The sequence below is a fragment of the Bergeriella denitrificans NBRC 102155 genome (assembly GCF_001592185.1).
Taxonomy (GTDB): Bacteria; Pseudomonadota; Gammaproteobacteria; order Burkholderiales; family Neisseriaceae; genus Neisseria; species Neisseria denitrificans.
The window spans coordinates 1-10,447 of the sequence record NZ_BCWL01000057.1 but is presented as its reverse complement, the minus strand read 5'-3'; the positions used below and the strand labels follow the sequence as shown (position 1 = coordinate 10,447).

Annotated in this window: 11 protein-coding genes; 3 read left to right on the top strand and 8 right to left on the bottom strand. The window is 55.4% G+C overall.

Annotated features, from left to right (window positions below):
* Positions 1 to 108 precede the first annotated feature (108 nt).
* The 6 genes from rfaD to BDE01S_RS04850 all read right to left on the bottom strand — a co-directional run bounded on the left by rfaD (position 109) and on the right by BDE01S_RS04850 (position 4,952).
* On the bottom strand, positions 109 to 1,113 hold the full coding sequence (rfaD, locus tag BDE01S_RS04875; protein WP_066078035.1) for an ADP-glyceromanno-heptose 6-epimerase: 1,005 nt from the start codon (positions 1,111 to 1,113) through the stop codon (positions 109 to 111).
* 50 nt (positions 1,114 to 1,163) lie between these two features.
* Positions 1,164 to 1,346 carry a hypothetical protein gene (locus BDE01S_RS04870; protein ID WP_066078034.1) on the bottom strand — a complete coding sequence of 61 codons (183 nt, stop codon included), beginning with the start codon at positions 1,344 to 1,346 and terminating at the stop codon, positions 1,164 to 1,166.
* A 245-nt stretch (positions 1,347 to 1,591) separates the two neighbouring features.
* On the bottom strand, positions 1,592 to 2,554 hold the full coding sequence (rfaE1, locus tag BDE01S_RS04865) for a D-glycero-beta-D-manno-heptose-7-phosphate kinase (RefSeq protein WP_066078031.1): 963 nt from the start codon (positions 2,552 to 2,554) through the stop codon (positions 1,592 to 1,594).
* A gap of 115 nt (positions 2,555 to 2,669) precedes the next feature.
* Entirely contained in the window at positions 2,670 to 3,401 is a 732-nt protein-coding gene (gene pyrF / locus BDE01S_RS04860) for an orotidine-5'-phosphate decarboxylase (protein WP_066078029.1), read from the bottom strand.
* Between the two features lie 100 nt (positions 3,402 to 3,501).
* Complete coding sequence (locus tag BDE01S_RS04855) at positions 3,502 to 3,762, bottom strand: hypothetical protein (protein ID WP_066078026.1); 261 nt, start codon at positions 3,760 to 3,762, stop codon at positions 3,502 to 3,504.
* 71 nt (positions 3,763 to 3,833) lie between these two features.
* Positions 3,834 to 4,952 carry an S-(hydroxymethyl)glutathione dehydrogenase/class III alcohol dehydrogenase gene (locus tag BDE01S_RS04850; protein ID WP_066078050.1) on the bottom strand — a complete coding sequence of 373 codons (1,119 nt, stop codon included), beginning with the start codon at positions 4,950 to 4,952 and terminating at the stop codon, positions 3,834 to 3,836.
* A 107-nt stretch (positions 4,953 to 5,059) separates the two neighbouring features.
* Here BDE01S_RS04850 and mpl point away from each other — a divergent pair, with 107 nt between their 5' ends.
* Positions 5,060 to 6,439 carry a UDP-N-acetylmuramate:L-alanyl-gamma-D-glutamyl-meso-diaminopimelate ligase gene (gene mpl / locus BDE01S_RS04845; RefSeq protein WP_066078046.1) on the top strand — a complete coding sequence of 460 codons (1,380 nt, stop codon included), beginning with the start codon at positions 5,060 to 5,062 and terminating at the stop codon, positions 6,437 to 6,439.
* Positions 6,440 to 6,683: 244 nt separating this feature from the next.
* Here mpl and yhbY read toward each other — a convergent pair whose 3' ends face one another.
* A complete protein-coding gene (yhbY, locus tag BDE01S_RS04840) occupies positions 6,684 to 6,968 on the bottom strand; it encodes a ribosome assembly RNA-binding protein YhbY (RefSeq protein ID WP_066078024.1) in 285 nt (94 codons plus the stop codon).
* A gap of 112 nt (positions 6,969 to 7,080) precedes the next feature.
* Here yhbY and BDE01S_RS04835 point away from each other — a divergent pair, with 112 nt between their 5' ends.
* Positions 7,081 to 7,701 carry an RlmE family RNA methyltransferase gene (locus BDE01S_RS04835; protein ID WP_066078021.1) on the top strand — a complete coding sequence of 207 codons (621 nt, stop codon included), beginning with the start codon at positions 7,081 to 7,083 and terminating at the stop codon, positions 7,699 to 7,701.
* A 62-nt stretch (positions 7,702 to 7,763) separates the two neighbouring features.
* Positions 7,764 to 9,725: an ATP-dependent zinc metalloprotease FtsH gene (gene ftsH, locus BDE01S_RS04830; protein WP_066078020.1), complete on the top strand. Its 1,962-nt coding sequence runs from the start codon at positions 7,764 to 7,766 to the stop codon at positions 9,723 to 9,725.
* A gap of 144 nt (positions 9,726 to 9,869) precedes the next feature.
* On the opposite strand, the gene BDE01S_RS04825 is transcribed toward ftsH, so the two are convergent.
* Positions 9,870 to 10,313 carry an acyl-CoA thioesterase gene (locus tag BDE01S_RS04825; RefSeq protein ID WP_115225367.1) on the bottom strand — a complete coding sequence of 148 codons (444 nt, stop codon included), beginning with the start codon at positions 10,311 to 10,313 and terminating at the stop codon, positions 9,870 to 9,872.
* Positions 10,314 to 10,447: the final 134 nt, after the last annotated feature.

The following is a 10,447-nucleotide window of genomic DNA, read 5'->3' as shown; positions in this document are numbered from 1 at the left end:
CGGCTTACCCGGCTCAATGTAGGTGTTCCGAATAAGCGGCAAAGCAGTAAAAAGCCGTCTGAAAATTTATGATTTTCAGACGGCTTTTTTAGAATGCGACAAACCCGGTTACACCAAGTTTTTCAACATCCATTCCACATAGCGGCTTACGCCCTGTTTGACGTCGAAAAATTCCTCTGTGTAGCCCGCTTCGCGCAGTTTGGTAATATCGGCTTCAGTGAAGCTTTGGTATTTACCTTTGAGCGCGTCGGGGAAGGGGATATAGCGGATTAATTCTTCTTTAACCAATTCTTCCAAACTCATTTCCGGCTTGCCCTCGGCGGCGCGGCAGGCGTTGACGGTGGCGGCGGCCAGCTCGTTAAACTGCTGGCTGTGGCCTGTACCCAAATTGAAAATGCCCGACAATTCGGGGTGGTCGAAGAAAAACAGGTTTACTTTGGCCACGTCTTCCACGCTGACGAAATCGCGGGTTTGTTCGCCGTTGCCGTAGCCGTCGTTTTCACCGAACAGGTTGACATAGCCGTTTTCGCGGTATTGGTGGAAATGGTGGAAGGCGACGGAAGCCATGCGGCCTTTGTGCTGCTCCATTTGGCCGTACACGTTGAAATAGCGGAAGCCGACGGCCTGCGCGGTCAGACCTTCGGCCATGCGGCGGCGCAATACTTGGTCGAACAGGAATTTGGAATAGCCGTACACATTCAACGGTTTTTCCAATTCGCGCGTTTCTTGGAAGACTTCGCCCTTGCCGTACACCGCCGCACTGGAAGCATAAAGAAACGGAATGCGCTCGTCTTGGCACCAGTCGAACAAATCCAGCGTATATTGATAGTTATTGTCCATCATATACTTGCCGTCGTGGTTCATGGTATCGGAACACGCGCCTTGGTGGAATACGGCGCGGATGTCGTTATACGGCAGCTCGTGCGCGCGCACTTGGCGGATGAACTCGTGTTTGTCGAGATAATGCGCGATGTCGCATTCGGCCAGGTTTTTGAATTTTTCACCTTTGCTTAAGTTATCCACGGCCACGATATCGGTGATACCGCGTTGGTTGAGGGCTTTCACAATATTGCTGCCGATAAAGCCGGCCGCACCGGTAACGATGATGGTCATATTCTGCTTCCTTTGAATTATCTGATTATATTTCAATCTTTCCGACAGTCTTAGCTTTTTTCTGCCGCATACACCACTTCGGTGTGTCCGTCGGGATAATGGCACACGATGTCGTCTTGGTCGGCAAACGCCAAAATTTCATATTTGGCTTTTTCGGCAATCCATGCGCTGTAAGCGGCTTCCAATTGTGCCTGCTTGCGGCGGACGGCTTCTAAATCAGGCTGAACGGGCATAAGTTTTCCTTTATGGTTTCAGACGCCTAAAGCCATTGCAAAAAAATAGAAAATAAGCAGAGCCGATTGTAGGGGCGGGTTTTACACCCGCCCGCATGTTTGATTTCTAGAAAAAGTTAACTTTCAATAAGTTGAAATCTGGCGGGTGTGAAACCCGCCCCTACAATTGCATTGTAGTTGCAAAGGTATCCGTCTGAAAGAGCGCAGGCCGTCTGAAAAAACATGCGGCGGTTTGGACTGATGGCTTACTGCTCCGCCAGCGCCTTATTCAATTCGTCGAACGAGCATACCGCCGTACCCAGTTTCGCCACCACCACACCGGCGGCGGTATTGGCCAAATGCATGGCTTCGGGCAGGGTAAAGCCCGCGGCCATGCTCAAGCCCATGCCGGCAATCACGGTATCGCCCGCGCCGGACACGTCATACACCTCTTGCGCGCGTGTAGGCTGGTACACCGCATCGCCCTCGTTAAACAGCGTCATGCCCTCCTCACTTCGGGTCAGCAATACGGCTTCGAGTTCCAAATGGCGGCGCAGCAGCTGCGCTTTTTCGGTGAGGTCGGTTTCGTTTTTCCAGCTCCCCACCACTTCTTTCAACTCGGCACGGTTGGGCGTAATCAGCGTCGCACCGGCGTATTTCTCATAATCGCTGCCCTTAGGATCGACCAAAACCGCCTTGCCCGCCTGCTTCGCCCACTCAATCATGCCCGCGATATGGGTCAGACCGCCTTTGCCGTAATCGGAAAAAACCACCACATCGTAATCGGGCAGCAGGGTACGGTATTGGTCTTTAATCTGCTCCAACACTTCGTGATTGGGCGTTTCTTCAAAATCCAAACGGATCAGCTGCTGGTTGCGGGCGACCACACGCAATTTCACCGTAGTGGCGATTTTCTTGTCGCGCATCAGATAAGAAGCCACACCGTCCTGCATCATCAGTGCATCCAGCGCATCGGCGGCTTCGTCGTCGCCCGTTACCGACAACAATCCGGCCCGGCCGCCCAGAGAAGCGATGTTGCGCGCCACGTTGGCCGCACCGCCCGCACGTTGGTCGATTTGGTTGATTTTCGCTACGGGCACGGGCGCTTCGGGGGAAATGCGGCTGACGTCGCCGAACCAATAGCGGTCGAGCATAACATCGCCCACCACCAACACGCGGGCTTGGGCAAAACGGGTTTTCAGCAATTCGGGAGTGAAAGAAGTAGGCATAAATCGGATTCCGTGCTTGGAGTGGCTGCGGCGGGTTTATGGTTCGTTTTTCAGACGGCATAGGCCGTCTGAAAAGGGGCACGTGGGTTGATAACTCAAGCCAGGCATTCATCAATCAGCTATTCGCCACGCGGTTGACTTCGCGCAACACGGCAATCGGGTCGGCGGCTTGGGTAACCGGACGGCCCATCACCAAATAAGTTGAACCCGCGGCCAATGCTTCGGCCGGCGTCATAATGCGGCGTTGGTCGTCGTTGTTGCCGGCGGTGTCCAAACGGATACCCGGTGTCACCAAAACAAACTCGCCGCCCAATTCGCGGCGCAGCGGCGCGGCTTCGAGCGCGGAGCAGACCACGCCGTCCAAGCCGGAGCTTTGCGCCAGCTTGGCCAAGCGCAGCACCTGCTCTTCAATCGGCGACTGAATGCCGATGTCGGCCAACTCGCTCTGTTCCATACTGGTTAAGACGGTCACGCCGATGAGCAGCGGTTTGGCGGCACTGTTGGCTACGGCCTCGGCGGCGGCTTCCATCATGCGGCGGCCGCCCGAAGCGTGCAAATCCACCATCCACACGCCCATATCCGCCGCCACTTTGCAAGCCTGTGCCACGGTATTGGGAATGTCGTGGTATTTTAAATCCAAAAATAATTTGAAACCCTGATTAATCAGGCTTTCCGCCAGGCTGCGGCCGGTGGCGGTAAACAGCTCTTTGCCGATTTTAATCTGGCAGAGCGCGGGGTCGAGCGTGCGCACAAAGGCCAGCGTGTCTTTTTCGTTGGCAAAGTCCAAAGCCACAATCACGGGCGTGCGCTGGGCGGGGGTTTGAAAGTCGGTCATCAGGGGGTTCATGCGGGAGGTCTCGGAAAACGGGTCGGGAAAAGGTATGTCGGCTTTATTTTAGCAGCTTTGCCCGCGTTTGGCATAACAGGCCGTCTGAAAACGGCAGGCTTCAGCGGGGCGGGTGCTGTTTGCAGAAATCAATCAGCTGCTTGGCCTGCAGCAGCGGCAGCCCGAAATGCTCGCTCACGGTTTTGAGGTCGCGCCATTCTACGCCGGAAAGGTGGCTGCGTACCCATTGCAGGTTTTCGGGTTGGCTTTTGATTTTTTCGTAATACGCCTGCTTGCGCTTCCAGTTGCGCGACCAAACCAGCAAGACGGTAAAGGCGCAAAGGGCGAGCAGCAGGTAATTGGTAAACGTCATCATGTCCATGCGGGCATTTCCGGTATGCGGCGCAGGCCGTCTGAAAAGATGCGGTTTTCAGACGGCCTGCCGCGTTTTGATTAATAATGAATGACGCTGCGGATGGATTTGCCTTCGTGCATCAGGTCGAAAGCAGTATTAATCTCTTCCAGCGGCATGGTGTGGGTGATGAAGTCGCTCAGGGCGAATTCGCCGCGCATATATTGGTCGATGATGCCCGGCAGCTCGCTGCGGCCTTTGACGCCGCCGAAAGCCGAGCCGCGCCATACGCGCCCGGTGACTAATTGGAACGGGCGGGTGCTGATTTCCGCGCCGGCAGGGGCGACGCCGATGATGATGCTTTCGCCCCAGCCTTTGTGGCAGCATTCGAGCGCGGCGCGCATCACTTCTACGTTGCCGATGCATTCAAACGAATAATCCACGCCGCCGTCGGTCATCTCGATGATGACTTCTTGAATCGGTTTGTCGAAATCTTTCGGGTTCACAAAATCGGTCGCGCCGAGTTTTTCCGCCAGCGCAAATTTAGACGGATTGGTGTCGATGCCGATAATGCGGCTCGCACCGCTCATGCGCGCGCCAATCACGGCGGCCAAGCCGATACCGCCCAAGCCGAAAATGGCGACGGTATCGCCGCGCTTCACTTTGGCGGTATTCATCACCGCGCCCATGCCGGTGGTAACGCCGCAGCCGAGCAGGCAGACTTCTTTCAAATCGGCTTCAGGCTGGATTTTCGCCAGCGACACTTCGGCGACAACGGTGTATTCGGAGAAGGTGGACGTACCCATATAGTGGTAAATCGGCTGGCCGTCTTTAAAGAAACGCACTGTACCGTCGGGCATCAGTCCCTTGCCCTGCGTGGCGCGTACGGACGAGCAGAGGTTGGTTTTGCCCGAAGTGCAGAATTTGCATTGGCCGCATTCGGCGGTGTAAAGCGGAATCACATGGTCGCCGACTTGAAAATCGGTAACGCCTTCGCCGACAGCTTCGACAATGCCCGCGCCTTCGTGACCCAATACGCAGGGGAACACGCCTTCGCTGTCTTGGCCGCTCAGGGTGTAGGCATCGGTGTGGCACACGCCGGTGGCAACGATGCGTACCAATACTTCGCCTTTTTGCGGCGGCATCAAATCCAATTCTTCGATTTTTAAAGGCTCGTTCGGCGCCCAGGCTACGGCGGCGCGGGTTTTAATCATGTTCATCGGCTGCTTTCTGAATATATTGCGTAAAACGCCCATTATAGCCGATATTTTCAGACGGCCTTTTCCGCTATAATGACGTTTTCAAAATTTTAAAGACAATGTTTGCCATGAAACACATCCACATTATCGGCATCGGCGGTACGTTTATGGGCGGGATTGCCGCCATCGCCAAAGAAGCCGGGTTTAAAGTCAGCGGCTGCGACGCCAAAATGTATCCGCCGATGAGCACCCAGCTCGAAGCCTTGGGCATTGACGTACACGAAGGTTTCGACGCCGCGCAGCTGGAAACTTTCCAAGCCGATGTTTATGTAATCGGCAATGTCGCCAAGCGCGGCATGGATGTGGTCGAAGCCATTTTAAACCGTGGCCTGCCGTATATTTCCGGCCCGCAATGGCTGGCGGAAAACGTGTTGCACCACCATTGGGTGCTGGGCGTGGCGGGTACGCACGGCAAAACCACCACCGCCTCCATGCTGGCTTGGGTGTTGGAATATGCCGGGTTGGCGCCGGGCTTTCTAATCGGCGGCGTGCCGCAGAATTTCAGCGTGTCCGCCCGCCTGCCGCAGGCACCGCGCCAAGACCCGCACAGCAAATCGCCGTTTTTCGTCATCGAGGCCGACGAATACGACACCGCATTTTTCGACAAACGCAGCAAATTCGTACATTACCGCCCGCGCACGGCGGTTCTGAACAATCTGGAATACGACCACGCCGATATTTTCCCCGACTTGGCGGCAATTCAAACCCAGTTTCACCATTTGGTGCGTACCGTGCCGTCTGAAGGTCTGATTGTCAGCAACGGCCGCGCCGAGCCGCTGCACGAAGTGTTGGACAAAGGCTGCTGGACGCCGATTGAACTGTTCGGCAACCAGGCAGGCTGGCAGATTGAAAATGTTAACGAAGCGGGCGGTTTCGACATACATTTCAAAGGCGAGCCGGTCGGCCATGTCGAATGGGAACTGCTCGGCGAACACAACCGCATGAACGCGCTGGCCGTGATTGCCGCCGCCCGCCATGCCGGTGTAGATATTCAGACGGCCTGCGAAGCCTTGGGCGCGTTTAAAAACGTGAAGCGCCGCATGGAAATCAAAGGAACGGCCAACGGCGTAACGGTTTACGACGATTTCGCCCACCACCCGACCGCCATCGAAACCACCATCGCCGGCCTGCGCCAAAAAGTCGGTAAAGCACGGATTTTGGCGGTGCTCGAGCCGCGTTCCAACACCATGAAGCTCGGCACCATGAAAGCCGCGCTGCCGCAAAGCCTGCAGGAAGCCGACCATGTGTTCTGCTATGCCGGCGGCGTGGATTGGGATGTCAAAGAGGCGCTGGCGCCCTTGGGCGGCAAAGCCACCGTCGGGCAGGGCAGCATCGACAGCTTTGCCGCCGCCATCAGCGATTTTGCCGAAAGCGGCGACCATATTTTGGTAATGAGCAACGGCGGCTTCGGCGGCATTCACGATAAACTGCTGCAAGAGCTGGCGTAAAGCCTTTTGGGATAGAACAGGCCGTCTGAAAATTTATATTTTCAGACGGCCTGTTTGCTTAATAGGAGGAAATATCGGATATTTCATCACGCATTTTGGTTGCATGATGTAAAAAAGCATCAGGCAGAAGCGTGTTGTCCGATAAGCGGGGATAAGCCGTCTGAAAACAAGCCGTCTGAAAATATGGTTTTTCAGACGGCTTGGCTTATTTTGGGCGCACGCGGCGCGGCTTGTGCGACGGCAATCAGTCTTCCAAATTCTTGCGCCACAGCACCAGCAGCTTGCCGATATGCTGTACCAGTTGGGCATCAACGGCTTCGCACAGCGCCTTGCAGATTTCGATGCGTTCGGCACGGTCGTCGCCGAACACGCGCACCTTAATCAGCTCGTGGGCGGTCAGCGCGGCATCGGTTTCTTTGATAACGGAATCGGTCAGACCTTGCTGGCCGACCATAACGACAGGATTGAGATGGTGGGCGCGGGCTTTGAGCGCCAGAATGTCTTTGGTGCTGAGGGTGTTGTCGGTCATGATGTGTACGGCTTGCTAAACAATAATCCCGCCATTGTACGCGATTTAGCGGAAATCCGCTGCAAAATAACGTACAATAGCGCTCATTTGATTGGCGAGATACAGAAAGCTCATGGCAGTCCGCTCCAAATCCTCCAAGGCATGGCTCAACGAGCATGTCAACGACCATTATGTGCATATGGCGCAAAAAGACGGCTACCGCGCGCGCGCGGCCTATAAGCTGTTGGAAATCAATGAAAAAGATAAATTAATCAAGCCGGGTACGGTCTTGGCCGATTTGGGCAGCGCGCCGGGCAGCTGGTCGCAGGTGGCCGCCAAGCTGGCCGGCAAAAGCGGGGAAGTGTTCGCTTTGGACATCCTGCCTATGGACGACATCGAGGGCGTATCGTTTATTCAGGGCGATTTCCGCGAAGACGATGTCTTGGCGCAGTTTGAATCTTTACTCGGCAACCGTCCTTTAGACCTTGTAATTTGCGATATGGCGCCCAATATGTCAGGCAATGCGGTAACCGACCAGGCGCGCAGTTTTTATCTGTGCGAGCTGGCGTTGGATTTTGCCGCAGCGCATCTGAAGCCGGGCGGAAATTTTCTGGTTAAAGTGTTTCAGGGCGCGGGCTATCAGGAATATATGAATACCATGCGCGGCATTTTCGCCACGGTGCAGACCCGCAAGCCCGAAGCATCGCGCAATCGTTCCAGTGAGATTTATTTATTGGGCAAAAATAAACGCTGACAATCCCGGCAGCGTGTTTTACAATCGTTTTTCGTTTATCTATTTACTACGGAGCCTGTTCAGTGGGGAATACCATTAAACACATCTTGGTTTGGCTGGCTTTGGGCGTGGCGCTGATGGCCGCGTTCAATGCGGTCGGCAGCAAGCAGGAAGACAAACAGCAAATCGAATATTCGCAGTTTATCCAGCAGGTGAACAGCGGAGAAGTCGCCAGCGTCAATATCGAAGGTTCGGTCGTCAGCGGCTACCTGATTAAAGGCGAACGGACCGACAAAACGGCGTTTTTCACCAATGCGCCGCTGGACGACAACCTGATTAAAACCCTGCTTGACAAAGACGTGCGCGTCAAAGTGACGCCGGAAGAAAAACCGAGCATGTTGGGCAGCCTGTTTTTCAGCCTGCTGCCGGTATTGCTGCTGATTGGCGCGTGGTTCTACTTTATGCGTATGCAGAGCGGAGGCGGCGGCAAAGGCGGCGCATTCTCTTTCGGTAAGAGCCGCGCCAAGCTCTTGGATAAAGATGCCAACAAAGTCACTTTCGCCGATGTGGCCGGCTGCGACGAAGCCAAAGAAGAAGTGCAGGAAATCGTCGATTACCTCAAAGCGCCGAACCGCTACCAAAGCCTGGGCGGCCGCGTACCGCGCGGCATCCTGCTGGCGGGCAGCCCGGGTACGGGTAAAACCCTGCTGGCCAAAGCGATTGCCGGCGAAGCGGGCGTGCCGTTCTTCAGCATTTCCGGCTCCGACTTTGTGGAAATGTTTGTCGGCGTGGGTGCCAGCCGCGTGCGCGATATGTTCGAGCAGGCCAAGAAAAATTCCCCGTGCATCATCTTTATCGATGAAATCGATGCCGTAGGCCGCCAGCGCGGCGCCGGTTTGGGCGGCGGCAACGACGAGCGCGAGCAAACCCTGAACCAGCTTTTGGTGGAAATGGACGGCTTTGAAAGCAACCAAACCGTGATTGTCATCGCCGCGACCAACCGCCCCGACGTACTCGACCCCGCGCTGCAACGCCCGGGCCGCTTCGACCGCCAAGTGGTGGTGCCGCTGCCCGATATCCGCGGCCGTGAGCAGATTTTGAAAGTGCACGCGCAAAAAGTGCCTTTGGACGAGAGCGTGGATTTGACTTCGCTGGCACGCGGCACACCGGGCTTCTCCGGTGCGGATTTGGCCAACCTGGTGAACGAAGCCGCGCTGTTTGCCGGCCGCCGCAACAAAATCAAAGTCGATCAAAGCGATTTTGAAGATGCCAAAGACAAAATCTACATGGGCCCCGAGCGCCGCAGCATGGTGATGCACGAAGACGAAAAACGCGCCACCGCCTACCATGAAGCCGGCCATGCCATCGTGGCCGAGAGCCTGCCGTTTACCGATCCGGTGCACAAAGTCACCATTATGCCGCGCGGCCGTGCACTGGGTCTGACCTGGCAGCTGCCCGAACGTGACCGCATCAGCATGTATAAAGACCAAATGCTGAGCCAGCTCTCCATCCTGTTCGGCGGCCGTATCGCGGAAGACATTTTCGTCGGCCGTATTTCGACCGGCGCTTCCAACGACTTCGAGCGTGCCACCCAAATCGCCCGCGAAATGGTGACCCGCTACGGCATGAGCGAAAAAATGGGCGTGATGGTGTATGCGGAAAACGAAGGCGAAGTCTTCCTGGGCCGCAGCATCACCCGTTCGCAGAATATCTCGGAAAAAACCCAGCAGGATGTGGACGCGGAAGTGCGCCGCATTTTGGACGAGCAATACCAAGTGGCTTACAAAATCTTGGACGAAAACCGCGACAAGATGGAAACCATGTGTAAAGCCCTGATGGACTGGGAAACCATTGACCGCGATCAGGTGCTGGAAATCATGGCCGGCAAGCAGCCCAGCCCGCCGAAAGATTACAGCCACAATCTGCGTAAAGAAGACGCCGAGGAGCAAGTCCCTGCAGAAGCAGCAGAGCCTGCCGCAGCAACCGAAGCGGAAACGGCTCCGGAAGCAGAAGCCAAAGCAGACAACCCTCAGGATAAAGCCTGATAATCAAACAGCAGCCGAAAGGCTGCTGTTTTTATATATATATATATATGGGTAGGATTGTGTATGGATAGTATGGGTTTGCTGTTAACGGCATCTGAGCGGGCAGGGCGGTTTGAATGCCCGCGCATTTTTCAGACGGCCTTATCAGACAGGATGAATCGGCGGCAAGGCATCTTTCGGCACAGGGCGCGGGCGGCCTTCATCGTCGATAGCGACATAAGTAAACACCGCTGCCGTCACCAGCTCCGGCTTACCGCCTTGCGCCTCTTCGGGCAGGAAAGGTTTGACCCAGACTTCGATTTTCAGCTGCAGAGAGGTATTGCCGACCTTCACCAAACGCCCGTAAACGCTGACGATGTGGTTGACTTTAACCGGGCGGATAAAACTCATTTCCTGCACCGCCACCGTCACAATCCGCCCTTGGGCGATTTCCGCCGCCAGTATGCCGCCGCCCAAATCCATCTGAGACATAATCCAGCCGCCGAAAATATCGTTGTTGACATTGGTGTCTTTGGCACGCGCAACGGTACGCAGCAGCAGCTCGCCCTCGGGGCGCTCCGGCGCGGTATGTTTTTTCTTCTCCATCATGTTTTTCTCCTGATAATGAGTGGTGTCGAAACATTGTACGATGCAGCAGGCCGTCTGAAAATATGGTCTGCTGATACGGAATATGCGGTATATATAGTCGAAGAGTAATTTCTGCTACAGCGTTGGCTGCGCCC

What these genes read in the sequence shown, in the direction of transcription:
- rfaD (WP_066078035.1), bottom strand. Translation starts at nt 1,113, where the DNA reads ATGACCATCATCGTTACCGGTGCGGCCGGCTTTATCGGCAGCAATATT.
- BDE01S_RS04870 (WP_066078034.1), bottom strand. Translation starts at nt 1,346, where the DNA reads ATGCCCGTTCAGCCTGATTTAGAAGCCGTCCGCCGCAAGCAGGCACAA.
- rfaE1 (WP_066078031.1), bottom strand. Translation starts at nt 2,554, where the DNA reads ATGCCTACTTCTTTCACTCCCGAATTGCTGAAAACCCGTTTTGCCCAA.
- pyrF (WP_066078029.1), bottom strand. Translation starts at nt 3,401, where the DNA reads ATGAACCCCCTGATGACCGACTTTCAAACCCCCGCCCAGCGCACGCCC.
- BDE01S_RS04855 (WP_066078026.1), bottom strand. Translation starts at nt 3,762, where the DNA reads ATGGACATGATGACGTTTACCAATTACCTGCTGCTCGCCCTTTGCGCC.
- BDE01S_RS04850 (WP_066078050.1), bottom strand. Translation starts at nt 4,952, where the DNA reads ATGAACATGATTAAAACCCGCGCCGCCGTAGCCTGGGCGCCGAACGAG.
- mpl (WP_066078046.1), top strand. Translation starts at nt 5,060, where the DNA reads ATGAAACACATCCACATTATCGGCATCGGCGGTACGTTTATGGGCGGG.
- yhbY (WP_066078024.1), bottom strand. Translation starts at nt 6,968, where the DNA reads ATGACCGACAACACCCTCAGCACCAAAGACATTCTGGCGCTCAAAGCC.
- BDE01S_RS04835 (WP_066078021.1), top strand. Translation starts at nt 7,081, where the DNA reads ATGGCAGTCCGCTCCAAATCCTCCAAGGCATGGCTCAACGAGCATGTC.
- BDE01S_RS04825 (WP_115225367.1), bottom strand. Translation starts at nt 10,313, where the DNA reads ATGATGGAGAAGAAAAAACATACCGCGCCGGAGCGCCCCGAGGGCGAG.